Annotated in this window: 13 protein-coding genes and 1 pseudogene; 5 read left to right on the top strand and 9 right to left on the bottom strand. The window is 45.5% G+C overall.

What is annotated here, in order from left to right; genetic code table 11:
- Positions 1-161: 161 nt before the first annotated feature.
- From AEQ67_RS18865 to AEQ67_RS35275, 7 genes are all read right to left on the bottom strand, one after another.
- Positions 162-1340 (bottom strand): hypothetical protein, encoded by a 1179-nt coding sequence (locus tag AEQ67_RS18865; RefSeq protein ID WP_059405334.1) that lies wholly within the window; start codon positions 1338-1340, stop codon positions 162-164.
- Positions 1341-3291: 1951 nt separating this feature from the next.
- On the bottom strand, positions 3292-4716 hold the full coding sequence (locus tag AEQ67_RS18870; RefSeq protein ID WP_059405335.1) for a gamma-aminobutyraldehyde dehydrogenase: 1425 nt from the start codon (positions 4714-4716) through the stop codon (positions 3292-3294).
- 205 nt (positions 4717-4921) lie between these two features.
- Complete coding sequence (locus AEQ67_RS18875) at positions 4922-5839, bottom strand: LysR substrate-binding domain-containing protein (RefSeq protein WP_059405336.1); 918 nt, start codon at positions 5837-5839, stop codon at positions 4922-4924.
- Between the two features lie 368 nt (positions 5840-6207).
- Positions 6208-6675 (bottom strand): MarR family winged helix-turn-helix transcriptional regulator, encoded by a 468-nt coding sequence (locus AEQ67_RS18880; RefSeq protein ID WP_059405396.1) that lies wholly within the window; start codon positions 6673-6675, stop codon positions 6208-6210.
- A 210-nt stretch (positions 6676-6885) separates the two neighbouring features.
- Positions 6886-7341, bottom strand: a complete 456-nt coding sequence (locus AEQ67_RS18885; RefSeq protein ID WP_059405337.1) for an Ohr family peroxiredoxin — start codon at positions 7339-7341, stop codon at positions 6886-6888.
- Between the two features lie 543 nt (positions 7342-7884).
- Positions 7885-8328 (bottom strand): CBS domain-containing protein, encoded by a 444-nt coding sequence (locus AEQ67_RS33990; RefSeq protein ID WP_082377897.1) that lies wholly within the window; start codon positions 8326-8328, stop codon positions 7885-7887.
- A gap of 249 nt (positions 8329-8577) precedes the next feature.
- On the bottom strand, positions 8578-8919 hold the full coding sequence (locus tag AEQ67_RS35275) for a hypothetical protein (RefSeq protein WP_152974873.1): 342 nt from the start codon (positions 8917-8919) through the stop codon (positions 8578-8580).
- Positions 8920-9455: 536 nt separating this feature from the next.
- Here AEQ67_RS35275 and AEQ67_RS18890 point away from each other — a divergent pair.
- Together AEQ67_RS18890 and AEQ67_RS18895 are read left to right on the top strand one after the other, a co-directional pair.
- Positions 9456-10420 (top strand): annotated as a pseudogene (locus AEQ67_RS18890) (IS5 family transposase).
- 307 nt (positions 10421-10727) lie between these two features.
- Entirely contained in the window at positions 10728-11183 is a 456-nt protein-coding gene (locus AEQ67_RS18895; protein ID WP_059405338.1) for a MarR family winged helix-turn-helix transcriptional regulator, read from the top strand.
- Between the two features lie 201 nt (positions 11184-11384).
- Here the strand turns inward: AEQ67_RS18895 and AEQ67_RS18900 are convergent, their stop codons facing one another.
- Positions 11385-12128: an SDR family oxidoreductase gene (locus AEQ67_RS18900; protein WP_059405339.1), complete on the bottom strand. Its 744-nt coding sequence runs from the start codon at positions 12126-12128 to the stop codon at positions 11385-11387.
- A 125-nt stretch (positions 12129-12253) separates the two neighbouring features.
- Here AEQ67_RS18900 and AEQ67_RS33995 point away from each other — a divergent pair, with 125 nt between their 5' ends.
- Positions 12254-13171 carry a LysR family transcriptional regulator gene (locus AEQ67_RS33995; RefSeq protein WP_082377898.1) on the top strand — a complete coding sequence of 306 codons (918 nt, stop codon included), beginning with the start codon at positions 12254-12256 and terminating at the stop codon, positions 13169-13171.
- Positions 13172-13999: 828 nt separating this feature from the next.
- Positions 14000-15220 carry an MFS transporter gene (locus tag AEQ67_RS34000; protein WP_082377899.1) on the top strand — a complete coding sequence of 407 codons (1221 nt, stop codon included), beginning with the start codon at positions 14000-14002 and terminating at the stop codon, positions 15218-15220.
- 261 nt (positions 15221-15481) lie between these two features.
- Here the strand turns inward: AEQ67_RS34000 and AEQ67_RS18905 are convergent, their stop codons facing one another.
- Positions 15482-16378: a LysR substrate-binding domain-containing protein gene (locus tag AEQ67_RS18905; RefSeq protein ID WP_059405340.1), complete on the bottom strand. Its 897-nt coding sequence runs from the start codon at positions 16376-16378 to the stop codon at positions 15482-15484.
- A gap of 107 nt (positions 16379-16485) precedes the next feature.
- Here AEQ67_RS18905 and AEQ67_RS18910 point away from each other — a divergent pair, with 107 nt between their 5' ends.
- Entirely contained in the window at positions 16486-17388 is a 903-nt protein-coding gene (locus AEQ67_RS18910) for an alpha/beta fold hydrolase (protein WP_059405341.1), read from the top strand.
- The last annotated feature ends 790 nt before the right edge of the window (positions 17389-18178 follow it).

Genomic DNA, 18178 nt, shown 5'->3' on the forward strand with positions numbered 1-18178 from the left:
CGTTTTTTACCTCGTAGCGGCTATTCGGCAAAAGAGCGTTAAAACACATAGAGTTGCAAGATGAGGATGCTTGAAGAAATACCAAGGCCGCTCGGCCGTAGTGAGTAACCTGACTATGGGCGAGCGGCTTAATTTTGGATGGAATAGACTTCGGTTTTAAATTAGAAGTAATACCCGACATCAACGAATAGTTGGTTCTCCCAATGATCAGTACCACCGGCCCCTAAGCTTTGTGTGTAGTTGCTACCGCCAACGTACGGGTCATTTTTACTAAACAGCAGTTCTGTAGCAACCCAAAATTTACTAATGGAAAATGAAGTACCCAAAATCATCCGTTCGGAGGTATTAAAATCGTTGTTGGATTTGTCGAAGGCGCTATAGTTAGTATATAGTTTAACTCCGCTGATTTGGTCGAAAAGATACGTGCCGGAGATGTCGTAACTCAGGTCCGCGACATATAGATTGCCACGACTTGCGACATTGTAAGTACCGTCATAACCGCCAAGAGTTACCAGTTCGTCGGAGCCAGGGTTACGAGGTGACATCTGTTGTCTTGCAGCTTGCAATTGCAGGCCCCAAGGACCATTTTTGCCGACGTAGTGAACAGCAACCGCATTTCGTCGGCCATTATTGTCAGTATCATTGTTTTCTAGAGTGGAAGCTAGTCCAGAAACCCCTATTTCTGATTTCCAGGGGCCCAAATCCAATGTTTTTGCAACCCTTAACGCTATAGTGTTGCGCTCGCTGTTGTCGCTTCCATTGGCAACATAGCTGTCAGCTTTGGACGGGACGCTGGAGTAGGTGCGTCCATTACTGGTTCCTTTACCTTGCCAGGCCGGACGAATATAATATCCAGCTTGAAAATTCCAGTCACCTGATTGCTGGATGTATTTTGCACCCATTTCTGCCAAATCCTCCAACCCAATGACATTGCCCAGCGTTTCGTAGAATGTGTTCCCAAAAAAAGGCTGTAGTCCAAATGGAACTTTATTTAGACCCACTTGGATTTGTTGATCGGGATTGAATCTGTAACCGATCCAAGCTGTTTCGGCAAAAGAAATGTCACCTGCGCGGTCAGTGTATCGATATGGATAAGCACCTCCGTAGAAAAAGTATTTGGCCGAGCCAATCCAAGTATCAGAATTATACTTCGCCGTTAAGAATACAGTATCAAAGTTAAGCTCTGAGATGTCGCGGTCAGGATCCACGTCAATGCGGGCACGAATAGCACCTCCTAGATCAAGGTTGTCGGTGACCTGAACTGCCATAACTGGTGCGGTAAATGCTCCGAGCACAGGAATTAGTACGATGGAACGCATAGTACGACTAGTATTTTGCATGAATCTACTTCCTAATTATTTTTTTTGTTGGCAGCAGAAAGCTTCACCATAGATGCGGTGCGGCATGGGTAAACTGTCTAATGGTAACTTAGCTTTATTAAATTAACCTCATATTGGCTATGTGTGTTAATGATGGGTGGCGCGCACAGCCAGCACTATATTGCATACATCTACTCCCGAGTTGTGGTTTTGTTAATAGTAGGAGGCATCGCTACGGTAAAATCGTGGCTTGAGTGATCACTCAATGAACACAAGCTAATGAAGTTACTGATAGTGTGTAGTATCTTGTGGTACTGCCCGTAATTTCAAAACTAAAAGGGTCTAAATATTTTACGAAAATTTAGCGCTATATAGTTTATGTTGTTTATTTGATTTTGAGGGTTTAAGGGAGTACCGATCGTGCAACGAACGCAGGAAAATCTTTGCCCGATATATCATGGGCGGCACAACGCGGATCTCAACGATCGTAAACTTAAGGTGAGCTAAGAGAGAACTAACAGCTAATGCAGTCATATGGTTGTAACCTTTGAAAATTATTATTTTTCAGCGTCGATTGGCTGAAGCTCTTATGTAGCAGAAAATAAATCAACGCACCAAATTTGCATACTTCTTAATATTCAATGGGCCGTTCTATTAAATAGAAAGCTATCAGATTTAATAGGTGCGCCGGTAAAACCAGCGACTAACTGACGAAATTTCGACACAACAATCTCGTGGTTATGCGCCATTTAATGAGGGAAACGAGATGTGGCGGATATCGGTATTTCTTTGTGGGACGATTGTGCTAACACCAACCTAATATTTTTGACCTAGAGCTAGAGCTGCAGCCAGAAAAAGCACTTTGTTTAAGCTCAGCGCCTTTCGCAAGCTAGAGGCTCGGTAAAGCCGAATCCTCGTCGGGTACTAGCTAATATATAAGTTAGCTTTGGTGGTATGGCGTGGGGCTGTGACTCATCGAACAACATGACGTGTCCTTCGGTCTATGCGCGAAGTGAATACCATGCATGAAATTCAACACTATTCGCTGTAGTTTTGCCCGGGTGGAGTAGGGATGGGCATCCAGGAACCATATGGAGATTAAACCCGTATTCAAAACAGCGCTCAGCTAGGCTTCGGGTTTTTTGACAAAATCGATTAAGTAGTTTGTCGATATTTTTGCTGAGAGTAATTGTGAGCGTAGTGATTTCAGCGGACACTTTAGATCGCTGTTTTTGAAATTTTCGGCCGATGCATTATCATTCAAGGATGCGAAATTATGGTATTCACTTGACATAATTGCACGCTGGAGCTCAGTTGAGGTTAATACTTAGATTCGGCCAATGGTAAGCTTATCTGTGCGCAAAAATGGTGCCGACTGATAGATAAGGTGCCATTTTTTATAATAGCCTAGAAGGCTCGAGCGCCGGTGGCCTATAACAGTATCTATAGAACTTGTATATCTAATCTGTTGTGTAAGATCACTACATACCTTTAGACAGATATAGATATCGTGGTTCAATGGAAAGCTGATTACCAGACGGGAAGTTGTAGCCACGAATTTGGGGGGGAAGCTATGACTATTCTTGATCGGTGATTAGGTATTTACCAGCCACGTAAACTTGTCCTGTAATTTTGTAGCGGTCGATCAAAACGGTTTTACGAGTTAGTCGGATTAAGAATAGTTAGACCGAGAAAATAAAGCCACCATTGTATGCCCAGACTCAGATATCTAAAGATTTTGAAAGCTGCTTCGCCAGCCTGGATTGCATTACCTAATTGGGTGTGGCGTTCCGTTGACTGGCGAAGTGAAAAAGACCAGAAGGGCCTATGCAATTTATTTGACGCGATGGTATCTACTATCCGTCAGCTTGGATTACGTAATAGAAATTGCCTCAGTACAATGGGTTGTTTTATTTATGATCATGCGTTCATTTCGATTCTGTTAATCTCTGTATTATTCGAACAGTTGGGATTAATGCTTAAACATTACATGCCGAACTGTTGTGTAATCCTCAAGTCCATACATCGACATATCCTGGCCATAACCGGAAAGCTTCTGTCCGCCGTGAGGCATTTCGCTAACAAGCATGAAATGTGTGTTCACCCAGGTGCAGCCGTATTGCAAGCGAGATGACAGACGATGTGCACGTCCAACATCCGATGTCCAGACCGAAGAAGCCAGACCATAATCCGAATCGTTAGCCCAGTCTAAAACTTGACGTTCATTACTGAATTTTGTAACCGACACGACAGGTCCGAACACTTCACGTTGGACAATCTCATCATCCTGTAGCGCGCCAGCCAAGACAGTCGGTTGAAAAAAATAACCGTTACCATCACCTATTTTGCCACCTGTAATCAAACGAATATGGGGTAGTGCCACTGCTCGATGAACGAAACCAGCGACGCGATCGCGATGCTGTGCAGTAATCAAAGGACCCATTTCAGTTGCCGGATCGTCCTGCAGCCCATATTTGATGCTGCTAACAGCATTTCCGAGCTTTTCCACGAATTCATCGTAGATACCTTCCTGTGCGTAAATGCGACAAGCAGCGGTACAATCTTGGCCAGCATTATAGAAACCAAAACTACGCACCCCCTCTACAGCAGCATCAATATCGGCATCGTTAAAGATGATCATAGGAGCTTTGCCACCCAACTCCATATGCATACGTTTCACACCGTCGGCTGTGCTTGAAATAATGTTTGCGCCAGTGGCGACCGATCCCGTTAGTGACACCATCCGCACTTTTGGATGAGTTACTAAAGGGTTACCGACAGTTGGACCTCGGCCGAAAACCAAGTTAAGCACGCCTGCAGGTAAAATATCAGATGCCAACTCAGCTAAACGCAGAGCAGTGAGAGGCGTTTGTTCTGATGGTTTTAGTACTACAGTGTTACCAGCGGCCAAGGCTGGGGCGACTTTCCAAGCGACCATCATCAAGGGATAGTTCCACGGCGCTATAGAAGCGATCACTCCAACAGGGTCACGACGAATCATTGAAGTGTGGCCTGGAAGATATTCTCCTGCAGCTGAACCATTCATGCATCGTGTAGCTCCGGCGAAGAAGCGAAAAACATCCGCAATTGCGGGGATTTCGTCATTTAACGCCGAGCTATATGGCTTTCCGCAATTAATCGACTCCAATTTAGCTAGCTCCTCACCATGGGCTTCAATGGCATCGGCAAGCTTAAGTAGGAGCAGTGAACGTTCTTTTGGTGAGGTCTGCGACCAGCTCTCAAATGCTTCGTCTGCGGCGCGTACAGCAGCATCAACTTGAGCTTCGCCAGCTTCATTGATTTCTACAAGTACGCGCCCTAAAGCCGGATTAAATATAGTTTGTGCTGCTCCTTCACCGATGACCAACTGACCGTTAATCAAAAGTTTAGTTTGCATAATTTTGTCCTCTTTAACAAATAGTCTTCCAGCGAAGTGGGATTTAGCTAAACGGATTTGTTTCTAGCACGGCTAAGAACTGAACTCAATTTAAAGGCCCATAATGAACATCAGAGCGATATGAGCTAGTATGAATCACATGATCTATAATGCTCTTGCAATCAAGATCCTGCGCCTAGTTCGTAATATTCATGGATTCATTCTATTAAACAGATAGCCTGCGCCCCGCGCCAAGGGTTTGTTCGCGAGCGACACCCAGAAATAGGTCAATCAAAGCTGAGCGTGCACTTCCCCTACGCCATGCCAAGCCTACATCGAGGGTCTGAGTTAAATCCGACAACGAGCGTGCCTCGATAATGTCTCCCTCTAATGACCATGGACGATAGGTCATATCAGGTTGAATTGCCATTCCCAGGCCCGCTGCGACTAGGTTTCGCACAGCTTCGGTCGAAGCCGTACGCAGCGTCACGCGTGGCTGCAACTGAGCATTTGCCCAAATTCGCTTTGCGTTAACCTCCATCTCATCTATAAAGAGCTGTATTAAGGGTTCGCCTGCCACATCGGCCATATAAATACTATCCCGCTCCAGCAGTGGGTGTAACGGGGGAAGCCATAGCCTGTAAGGCGACTGAGTCAAAATTTCTGTTTGAAGGGCCTGTCGATCTTCGAGGTTGGACAAGATAAGAACACCAACATCTATTTCTCCGCTTACAAGGAGGTGTTCGATGTAGGGCCTTTCATCCTCCATTACTCTGATACGTACGTTAGGGAAGGCGCGCTGAAAGCGAGTCAAAAGATCCGCGAGGTAGTAGCCTGCTACGAGATTGCTAACTCCGACTATCAACTGGCCTTCGACCTGATCGGTACTTTTTTGCAGGCTGCGTTTGGCGTTATCTACAGTTGCTAGAATGAGGTGCGCTTGACGCAGAAATTGGTGGCCCTGGTGGGTCAGTGTCATACCCTTAGCGTGACGATTAAATAGATTCACTCCGATTTCGCGCTCTAGCTTTTGCACCGCAAGCGTAAGTGTCGACTGAGATATGTACACCGCTTGAGCAGCTGCTGAAATAGACCCTGTTTCTGCAACGGCGACGAAGTGACGTATTTGGCGTAAGCTCATCATATGATTTACCCCTAACGAGCCTGGCTGGTCAGTATTTAGCCTAATGCTACTTTTCCGCTCCGGCGGTCGATTCCAGAATGATTTGAGCGGAATTTTTAGTGCATAATATAGGGCCCGTTAACAAGCCTGGGCGGCTGACGGAGTCAATATATTAGATTTTCCAAAAAAACCTGATAGACGAAAATTCGTATTTATAGTAATAAAGCTTCTATGATTTTAAATATAATTAAAAAATGAATTGTATCTTATTAAGATTTTGGTACGTGCGGTCGTCGTTCATTGGCAAAAATGATGCTGCGTTTTCCGTTTCCGTGCAGGTGTTCGACTAAGCTAAAATTTATTTAACCGCATCATAGTTAGTTATTTATTTATCTGGTTGATTGTACATTTGTGGATTGAATCAAGTTGCTCCGAAGTTTCACAATTGCTTTCTGTAGCCGTTTAAACTCATTCTGCGAAAGACCACTAGCGTCAATTAACCCCATTTCGTTGCGACATTCACGTAGCTTTCGACCGCTTTTAGTAAGACTTATTCGCACTTGTCGTTCGTCTTCGGGATCACGTTGCCTAAGTAAATATCCCATCGCTTCTAATTTCTTAAGGATAGGCGTTAGCGTATTGGACTCCAAAAACAGCTTTTCACCTAGCGCACCTACGGTCAGGTTTTCGTCCTCCCATAACGCAACGATAGTGATGTATTGCGTATAGGTTAAACCAAGTTGTTTTAGCAATGGCCTGAAAGCCTTGCCGAAGGCAAGATTCGTCGAATAAACCGCAAAACATAAAAAATTTGAAAGCTTCATATTTGAGGTTTTGGCTTGTTCGGCAAATTTCATCTTTAGCCTCTGTTTTCGAATCCCAATGTCTCTAAAGAGCAATATAATTTCATTATAATCGTAATGATATTGGCGCATTTTTTCGTATGGTTACTTGGCCTCTGGGGAGTTTTCACTTACTTCCGTAATGAACTGGGAGCGATATATTAGTATTTCGGGGAGGACGGCGGCCGGCCTGACTTGACCTGTGAGAACCAGCCGCGCGGCCCGTTACGCGGTGTGGATGTTCAGGGCCACATCAATGTTCCCGTGAACCGCTTTTGAATACGGGCACATTTTATCGGCAGCATGGACGATGGTGTCGGCGACTTCTTGTGTTACCCCCGGAACCTTGACGTCGATTCGAGCCTGCAGGTAGAACTCAGCCCCTGCCATTCCCAGATCCACCTCGATATCAACGGCCAAACCGGGTTCAAGTTGGACATTAATGTCTCGGGCAACGATACCGATTGCGGTGATGAAGCAAGCTGACCATGCGCCTGCGAGCATTTGCTCGGAGGTTGGGTGGCGCACGATAGCCGGGTATACATGCTTCAATTTGTCGCCGTTACCAGGCCAAGAGAGCTCGATGTCAAGGGTGCCATCGTGACCATGTGAAGGACTGCCAGTGCCGCTGAACTTCGTATGTGTTTTGCCGGTAAACAGGACTTTTTGAATTTTACTCATGAGAAGGGCCTCAAATTAATATAGTTATTTTTGTAATCGCGCGCGCTTCAATCGCATGCGATGTCGAGTATCTTGGCGCAGATAAAAAACGATGTCAAGAGGGACTGTGCTGGAAGGGTGCGATGCGCAGTATTGAGGGCTTGGGACGCCAGACAAAGTCAAACGCCATCTAGAGAAATTTAGTGATTTCCGATAAAAGACGTTTTTCTAGGAGCTAGCGACTGAAATCGCGCGTAGGTAGTGAGAGGCGTGTCTACAGCTAAAAATTGTATTTTTCTATAGGAGATTCTCCCTATCACCAACAGAGAATTTCCTTAGGGCCTGTTACATGTCAGCGACGGGCGAGATTACATTCATCGTATCAATAGTTTTTACAGAAAGATTTTGAGAATATTAAAGCATTAAATGCTTGGCAGTGAGAGTTGAACTAAATGCAACTCGCATGTAGGTTGTTTAGTTTAGTGCAGAACTAATCAATGAGGGTGCTTGCGATAGGGTTAGGCTCACAACGCTACCTGATGAACTTTGTAAAATTTGGAACGATTATTCGCCGCGAATGTATTTTTGTAAGTGGTCTATTAAATCTTGTTGTTCGGCAATTATACCTTTTACTAAGTCGCCAATTGAAACTAAACCCACAATTTGTTCGTCTTCTATCACTGGCAGATGTCGTAGATGGCCTGCAGTCATTAATTGCATGCAACGTTGATTACTCTCTTTTGGTCCAACTGTAACTACTTTACGCGTCATGATCGCGCTGACTGGTGTCGCAGCGGAAAAGCGACCACACAGATCTACCTTCCTTGTGTAGTCGCGCTCACTGACAATACCAACCAAACGCCCCCCATCTAGCACAATTAGCGCTCCGACGTTTTTTTCTGACATTATTCGAAGCGCTTCAAATACGCTGGTCTGGGGATTGATTGAATAGACAGCATTAGAGCTCTTTTCCGCGAGGGTTTGTGAAACAGTTTTTAAAGTTTTCATTGTATTATTCATCCATTTTTATCAGATGTGTCAGAACTGGAGTTTATTGATAGTAAGAAGTAGGCCGATATGTTTGAGCTTTGAAGTAAAGCTCTTGTATGACATGAGAAATTTGTATTGCGCAAAAAAAATCGAAGATGTAAAGGTAACAAGCAACTGATGAGATACCCGCAGCGGGAATCAGAGAAGACGCATAAATGTTTAACGTAGGAACTGAAGTTCCGTTTTTTATTATCTCGATTATGTTAGTCATTTATTAGGATTTTTTCTCAAAAAGTTCCGCCGGATTGAGTTATTAAATCGGTTGGGCGCTGAGTTTGACCTAACAGAATAGGTGGCACGTGGCGTTAAGTGATGAGGTTGTTCAGTATTACACTCAATATTGCCAAGCAAGGCTTTCGAGTAGGGGTATACGCTGTCCGCAGCATTGACGATCGCTACAGCAACGTCGTGAGGTACGCCAGTGGCTTTCACATTTATTCGGGCCTGGATGCAGTGGTCGAGGTCTGTTATGCCAAAATCGACTTCTAGGTCAATCATCAATCCGGTCTGCATTTCGTCTGTAAAAAGGACTTTGGGAGTTTTGCTCATTTGCAGATCCTAAAAGTTGAACTTTTTGTATTTATGATCGCGCACGCCTAGATCGTGTGCGAGTAATATTATAGTCGTATATAAAAATAACAATGTCAAGAGAGCGTGAATTAGCAAACGATTGGCGTGCGAGGTAACCACTAGATACGAAACCCAGATCCAATAATTCGTTTAACAAATCCACAAATAGGTAAGTCCTCTCTGAGGACAAGGGGCACTAAAGTAGAGCAGGTCACAAGCTATTGATTCAGATCTATTTAGATGAGTGCTGTGGGGCGCGAAGGGAAGGGCTTTACGGGTCCTACGGCGTAGCGGAACCGAGGGCCACGTGTTATTCGGCAGGGCAAATTTCGATACCAGAGCTCTCATTCGTTAGCTGGCTATTATATTCCTAAGGAATCTCCGAACAAGTCTTCAACTGTGCTGAAATACGCCTGACAACCTGATCCGAGCTGCCCATGAGCCAGATGAGCTTTTCCGATTTCGAATACGCCGGAAAACGTAAGCAGACACGCCGCGAACGCATCCTCGCCGAGATGGATCAGGTCGTGCCCTGGACAGGCCTGCTGGGGCTGATCGAGCCGTTCTACCCCAAGGCAGGCGGTGGCCGTAAACCGTATCCGCTGGAAACCATGCTGCGCATCCATCTGTTGCAGAACTGGTTCTCCCTGAGCGATCCGGCCATGGAAGAAGCGCTCTACGAAATCACGCCCATGCGTCAGTTCGCACGCCTGACGTTGAGCGCGCCGATCCCGGAAGACACTACGATCATGAACTTCCGGCGCTTGCTGGAGAAGCATCAACTCGCACCTGCGATCCTCGCGGTCATCAACGGTTATTTACAAGAAAAAGGCCTGTCGCTGCGTCAAGGCACTATCGTCGATGCCACCATTATTCATGCCCCCAGTTCCACCAAGAACGAGGAAGGCAAGCGCGATCCCGAGATGCATCAGACCAAGAAAGGTAATCAGTATTTCTTCGGGATGAAGGCCCATATTGGCGCCGATGCGGAGTCGGGATTGGTTCATCACGTCCATGGCACCGCCGCCAATGTGGCCGATGTCACACAGGTCGCCGAGCTACTGCATGGCGAAGAAAACGGGTGTATGCGGACGCTGGATGCACCGGTGTCGAGAAGCGTGAAGAGCATGAAAATCGTGAAGTGATCTGGCAAATCGCAGCGCGCCGCAGCACCTATTCCAAGTTGAATAAACGCAGCCTGCTGTACAAAGCCAAGCGCAAGATCGAGTACTGCAAAGCTCAGACACGGGCCAAGGTTGAGCATCCGTTTCGGGTGATCAAGCGGCAGTTCGGTTACGTTAAAGTGCGCTTTCGTGGACTGATGAAAAACACAGCTCAGTTGACCACGCTGTTCGCCCTGTCAAACCTGTGGATGGCTCGAAAACAGCTGGATGGGTATGGGCGAGTTGCGTTCTTAACACGGAAGACCAGGCGAAATAGCCCTCAATACACGAAGCATCGGTCGTTTTTTAGCAAATAGCGGTGCGCCCCGAGGAAATTTCGACTTGCTGCCGCCGTGCGGCAAGTTGATCGGAGCATCCCTAAAGCTTTGATGGATATCAATGCATTGAAAACTACACTGAAATCTCCATTTAGTTACTCATCCTCACCTTCAGGTAGAGGAGGGCGGGCCGTGCCGGGTATGTTCTCGATTGCAGACGGCGTGCTAAAAATTTGCTCGATCGACTGCACGTTTGTAAATATAATTCAATCTCGCGCTACCGATACGATCGCAAGCAATGTATATTTAGCATTTTCGATACCAGCTTGCTTAGACGAGGATCATCATGAAAACTATTGAAAAAAACGCTTATCACGACTTGAAACTCTCAGAGTTTCTATGTTTTGCGGTATATTCTACGAACTTAGCCTTCGGTAAAGCATACGCGCCTTTACTAAAACAACTTGGGCTTACTTATACTCAATATATTACCATTGTTGCATTGTGGGAGGAAGATAATCAGACGGTTAGTAGTTTAGGTGAGAAGTTGTTTCTTGAATCCAACACGCTCACCCCAATATTAAAAAAGCTTGAGGCCATGAGCTACCTGAAGAGACAGCGTGATCCTGCCGACGAGCGCCTAGTAAGAGTTAGACTGTCGGAAAGCGGGCGACAGCTTCGCGAGCGTCGTTCAGAAACTGGTCTTATTGGAGCTACAGGCCTGGCGTTGGATGAATTCAAGGGATTACAGGAACAAATAGTGGAGCTTCGTACTAGTCTAATACGGTCTATGACAATTTGAATCGCTTTGTTATTTACGTGGCGAATATGGTAACCATTGCTCGTTAGTAAATTAAGGAGCAATCAGTATTTAAAGTTCAACAATAAAAAAACGTCGACAAGCACATGGCCTACCGACGCTCAAAAAACTACTCAATGTGCTTGAATCGGAGCTCAGCTAAAATGTTCCGATCGAATTAGCAAAGTAATACGTCTGGTAGAATCAAAAATCTTGAGTGGTTGGACGCAGTACAATCTCGTTAATGTCAACATCAGCCGGTTGCTCGATAGCATAAGCGATGGCCCTTGCTACTGAGTCAGCAGGAATTGCGAGTTTGTAAAACTCTCCAACGACCTCAGCGCTCTCTTTGTGTGCTGTGCCGTATTTCAATTCGGAGTCTACAGCGCCTGGTTCGATAGTAGTCGTTCGAATTTTACCCCCTACCTCATGACGTAGTCCGTCGGAAATTGCACGGACAGCGTATTTTGTGCCGCTGTATACCGTGCCACCAGGACTGAAGACTTTGATACCCGCAACGGAAGAAATGTTGATGAAGTGGCCGCTGCCTTGTCTTTCGAACAAAGGGAGAGCTGCGGCTATTCCATACAAAACGCCCTTAACATTGATATCGATCATTCGATCCCATTCGTCTACCAATAGCTCTCTAATGGGGGCGATTGCCATTAAACCGGCATTATTTATCATGACATCTACACGGCCAAATTCCTTTACGGCGCCCTCGACCAGGTTCACTAAGTCTTCACGGCGAGTAACGTCAACATGGAAAGCAATGGCTTTACCGCCTGCAGCTTTTATCTCTTTTACAATGGTATCCATTCGATCTTGGCGCCGAGCGCCGAGCACAACGTGAGCGCCAAGCGATGCCAGATGGCGAGCGGTAGCCTCTCCTAGTCCACTACTTGCCCCGGTGATGACTACGATTTTACCTTTTATGTCATTGCTCATGATTTGTACTCTGATGAGTTAAAAACGGGATGTTGGCCCCAGTATGCGATTAATCTTCACAACGGAAAATGGAAGAGATAGGATTTAAGAATTCCATTTTCTGGAATTTGGAGTCTTAGCCGTCCATGCTCAATCAAATGCAAATGATTCGTCTTTTTTTAGTGGCCGCAGAGTCAAGCACATTCCGCGAGGCTGCGATTCGCCTAGGTACATCTCCACAAACTGTAACTAGAGCAATTAAGGAGTTGGAGCAAAAAATCGGGGAGACGTTGTTTCATCGAAGTACTCGGCAGGTTCATCTTACTGCGTTCGGTGCAGAGTTCGCCGTCAAAGCACAAGAGACTCTTTTTAGTTTCGATCAATTGTTTCTCGCTCATACTAATCGAGATAAAAATAGTATCGTTGGTCGCGTTGGCATAACTGCACCTCGCGCAATTGGTAAACTTTATTTGGTACGGTTTTTAAAGCCTCTCTTAAAGCAAAATCCTGGATTACGCATTGACCTGTCTCTTGATGATCAGATTACAGACGTTATTGCTTCAAAAATAGATATCGGAGTTCGTATTGGCGAAGTGCGAAACAGGGGATATGTCGCCCGATCAACTGGGCATGTTCCTTTGCATGTTGTTGCTTCGCCAGTGCTCATTAAGTCCACCAACGTACCAATCAGCGTCGAAAGATTAAAAAATTTACCGCTCTCTGTATTGATTGATATAAACAATGGTCGTCCTTGGCCTTGGCTCTTTGCAGGTGAGCAGGCCTATTTTCCTCCTTTCCCGGCTTGTAGTTGCGATGATCCAGAAACAGAGTTAGAAATAATATTGGCTGGCTTGGCATTTGGTCAAGTACCGAGTTACTTGGCGCAGCGTTATCTTGCTGACGGCCGTCTCATCGAAGTCTTGCGTGAAAGCGCCCCTCAACCCTACGAAGTAATTATCTATCGAACGCAGGCAGGATCAGTCGCCCCAAGGATTAAGCTCGTTTACGACTATTTACATAGCTGTTTTTCAAACCCTGATATTTTTCCTCAGAGTAAACAATAATTAAGAGCGGGATGATCGCTTTCGAATTGCTATGAGTATAATAATAGAAGAATTGCTAGCATCTTATTTCTAATGGACTGAGTTTTTGTTAGGTGTGGTTTTTTTGAAGGGTGGGCGGGTCGTGAAACTGACAATGTTGACATCGGAAATGATCACTTCCATAATCGAGTGATCAAGCTCTCTGATCTCCAACATCCGTCGACACTCTAGTCACGAGGCCGCCCGCGCGGATGAAGCGCTTAATCGTGCAATTTCTGTATTTTGCGCGTATGAATTCAGCGGAGCATCAATTATTGATCGCTCTGTTGGCAGGAATTGACAGTAGGTAGCATCTATAAGACGTTTGGCGACAAACGTGGATTTTTCTAGGTGGATTAAATCGGCAGGTGTTACTGCGTATGCTACGATGCGCGCTAATGTTAGTGCTGAAAGCGCTGGCATGGACAAATTACGAGCCGCATTGCTGTTCTATTTTGGCTTGTCTAGCAGTCTAGAAGATCCAAAAGGATGTCTCATCGTTAGTGCAACAGCAGATCTTGCAACATTCGACCAGGTTTTTTATCGTATAAAAGGCTCCTTCAAGCAACGCGAGCTTTCATTGTTAATCTAATTAGCATTGGGAAGAAAGATGGATCTATACCTGCACTGATTGATGATCCGGCTGCGGCTCGTTTCCTCATTAGTTTCATCTAGGCGCTTCTAGTATTAGGCTAAATTTGGGAGTCAGGTGCTGAATTTGTGGCAGCCTTCAATGTTGCTTTGAAAGTATTTAATCAACCTTTTTCTATTTAGTAAATGAACATTTACTTTTAATTATAGGGTAATATTATGTCGAGTCACCAAAAATTGCTAAATATTCAAGAGGCGGATCGAGGGTTGCCTTCTTGGGTGATTTTTTTCCTGTCTGTGGCATGTGGGCTTATTGCTGCTAATGTTTATTATGCGCAGCCGCTGATCGGACTCATTAGCGTTGACCTTGGGTTATCAATGCAGTCGGCTGGCCTTATAGTGACACTGACTCAGCTAGGATACGTTGCAGGGTTAATTTTGCTTGTTCCACTAGCCGACATATTTGAAAATCGCCGACTCTCTCTGGTAGTCATTGGTATATCTGTAGTGGCTCTATTTGCTGCAGCAATAGCAACACAGGTTTATACATTTTTAATAGCGTCGATTTTCATTGGTCTTGGTTCCGTAGCGGTTCCGATTCTTGTTCCTCACGCGGCGCACCTAGTGCCCGAAGCTGTTCGTGGCAGAACTGTAGGCAGTCTCATGAGTGGCATGATGTTAGGAATTATGCTCGCTAGGCCGCTTTCTAGTTTTATGGCTGACAATGGTTCTTGGCATGTAGTGTTTTCTTGCATGGCTGTAGTAATGGTATTATTGATTGTTGTATTGCGTTTAGTGATGCCAAGGCGTCAACCTAACGGAAGTCTCAGTTATAGCGGTTTGTTGTGCTCTATGCTTACGCTTGCGCGTACAACACCAATTTTGCGGCGGCGTGCTCTTTATCAGTTTTTTCAGTTTGGGGCATTTACATTATTTTGGACAGTTGTGCCTTTATTACTGACTGGTCCGGTTTTCAATTTGACACAAACCGGAGTTGCACTTTTTTCTGTCGCTGGTGTAGCGGGTGTTATTGCTGCTCCTATTGCGGGTAGGCTTGCAGATAAAGGTTTGACTCGACCAGCAACTGGATTTGGGTTGATAGCAGTTGTCTTTGCTTTCCTTATCACCCACATCGCGGAGCCTGGTTCAACCTTGTCGTTGACATTGTTGGTTGTGGCGGCCATTTTACTTGATTTTGGAACAACAGCGACACTCGTCATGGGTTTGCGTACTATCTTTACACTTGGCGGAGAAGTTCGTGGAAGGGTTAACGGTGTTTATCTAATCATTTGGTACTGTGGTGGAGCTATAGGTTCAGCAGTCGGTGGATGGGCCTACGCTCAAGGTGGTTGGGCGTTGGCGTCGTGGATTGGATTGTTATTTCCGATTATTGGTTTGCTGTACTACGCTACTGAAATATGGCAACGAAAAAATTCATAAACAGCTATTTCAAATGTATGTCATATTTTAGGTGCTTGAATTAGCGCGATTTTTAAACGCTGTTAAATCCAGGGTGCACCGTCAATATTTATTCATAAGAAGTTCGTTGCCTGCGTATGTTTCATAAATTTTTAAGAACTGCGTAGGCGGAAGCGATAAATGAGTATGTGCATGCTGATTGTTACACTTGGCTTGTAATAAGTTGCGTAATTTTGAAGGGGTGTTAGTCGAAATTGTATACAATTCATTCACGCCCAAAAGTTAATGCTCGATGAATCTACGACGATTGCCTATGTCTTGTACGGAGGCGACCAGTGCATTGATTGCAGCGTTGGATTTGTCCGAGAATGCATAAAATCTTGCGGTCGCAAGCTTTGGTAATCCATCCGCTTTCCCAAGCTCCTTCAGCCCGTTTCGTAACTGGCTGCGTGCAATGGGGGTGACTGCAAAACCTGCCAGGGCAGCGGAAATACAGCCTGCCATACTGCTGCTTTCGAAAGCTAGGCGCCAAGGTCGTTCAGCTGCCGACAATGCGCGGATTGCAGCCTCTCTATAGACACAAGGCTCTGGAAAAACAGCTAAAGGCAACGGGGCGCCTTTGTCCAGATCCATACTAGAGTTGTAAGCCCAAATCAATTGTTCTTCCCATAATAATTCGCCCGCGTCATCTACTTTGCTGCATTGTTTCCCGAAGACCACATCTAGCTTGCCTAGCTGTTTTTGTAGCAACAGTTCGGATGTGATTCCGACCTTCAGTTCAATGGACGTTCGTGGGTGACTGCGACTGAATGATTGCAGTATTGTTGCCAGCCAAGTTCCGGCGAAATCTTCGGATGAGCCGACACGTACCCTGCCTTGAATGGATGATCCGCGCAGTTTTGCACGAATTTCCTTTTCCATACTCAAAATGTTGCGAGCGTAGGTGTAGAGCATATCGCCCTCTGAGGTCATTGAAAGCCTACGCGTAGTACGTGTAAGAAGTTTTACTCCTACATCGTCTTCCAAGCGTTTGATGTGCCCGCTTACTGCGGATGCAGTCAATGCGAGCAGTTCTGCGGCCGAGGCGAAACTGTTGGAGTCGACCACGGTGAGGAATGATCGTAGCAATGAAATGTCGAGAGAGGCGGTAAGGGCAATGGACGGCTTTTTTGCGCTCACAGTGATTCCTTATAATTCTTTGGGAATAGACGTGTATTCATCATGAATCATCTTGTTTCATAGCGATACTCTTTTCTTCAGTTACCAAACTGAACATAGGAGTCGTCATGAATTATTCGTTTGTTTCCACGCCCTTATTGAAAATCGGTTATTTGGAGTGGAATCGTAATGCAAGCAAGGTTGCAGTACTTGTCCATGGATGGCCTGACAGCCCTGAAACATGGCTACGCACAGCCGGGGAACTGGCAGCAGAAGGCTATCGGGTGTTGGCACCGGCACTGCGTGGATTCGCACCAACAACCTTCCGTCGTGCATCTACTCCTCGCAGTGGCGCGTTGTCTACGCTGGGGATGGATTTACTAGGTTTCATCGACGCGATGGAACTCGACCAGCCCGTGCTCGTTGGGCATGACTGGGGAGCCCGGGCTGTGGCCAACGCGTGTGGGCTTAGAGATGGCGTCGCCAGCGCTCTTGTCATGCTCTCGGTTGGTTACGGTACTAACGACCCTAATCAAGTAATTACCATGCAGCAGGCTCGCAACTATTGGTACCACTGGTTTATGGCAACCCCCCGGGGCCGCCAAATCGTTGAAAGCGATCGTAGTACATTTGCACGGATGATGTGGGATACCTGGTCTCCAGCAGGATGGTACAAAGAAGAAGACTTTGAAACTGCTTGCGAAGCCTTTAAAACCCCAGACTGGGCGGAAGTTGTTCTGCATTCCTATCGACATCGTTGGGGGTTTGTCGACGGAGATTTAGCGTCGAATCTAGCTGACACTCAACTCACGCCTGTTCCGACGTTGTCTGTTCCCACGTTGGTTTTGCACGGCGAGGCAGATTCGTGTAACCATCCCGACAGCTCGAAAGGGAAAGAAAGTTTTTTTTCTGGTCATTATGAGCGGGTGGTAGTTAATGGTGTCGGTCACTTTCCTCAGCGTGAAGCTCCGGAATTAGTGGCATTCGAAATCTTAAGATTCTTAAAAGCAGACTCTGTCACCAAGCGTTAATCAAGATTTTTTGACTTGAAATTTTATAATGTTGTACGTAGAAATCAAAAAATATCGTGAACGGGCGCAGTATTAAGGCGTATTATAAAGCTCGTAAATCACGTTCACGTCAATCCCGGTACTCGTTGGTTTTGCATACGCAATCCCAGCGAGGCCGGTTTTTTTTGCTTCTTTGCTATGCTAAATTAATATCGAGCGCTCTAGGTTCGTGGTTTTTTTAAAACTGTAGATATATTAAATTATCGCTCGGATATAATTTTGCCATCTTGATTCTTGATATTTAATGGTCTCCTGTTGCGTTATTTTTAGTGAGCGCTGTATACAATTTCTGCTATGTGGTCATCAGTGCGCTTCACCTATCTCTTTTATAGAACGGCTCGTTCGTTATTAAGAATTTGCATGAGTTGAGTTGTCGGGCTTAATGTTGATTTTTCAGGGAGGTATTGTGTAATGCTCCTAAAGCGTTGGGTGTGATGGCCATTGTAGCCTTAGCATAATGCCTGTAATTATTAAATTAAACAGCTACCACTGTATGAACTTAACAATAATAATTCACGGAGGTCACAAATTTAGGTTGTAAATGTCGTGGTAAACGGCAATTTTTTTGGCGCGTTGTGCGATGTGAAAAGTTACGCTTGAGTGGTTATTTTTAACTCCTCTAAACCCCCGAATCAGAAAAAATAGATTAAATCCCGTAAAACACCTCAACTTCGGATCGATCTAGATGGAAAATATAATAAAAGCTCAAAAAGTCCTGGATTCGTCGCTCAAAAACGACGCTCGTACCACG

This window comes from Pseudomonas sp. RIT-PI-q (assembly GCF_001297125.1).
Classification (GTDB): Bacteria; Pseudomonadota; Gammaproteobacteria; order Pseudomonadales; family Pseudomonadaceae; genus Aquipseudomonas.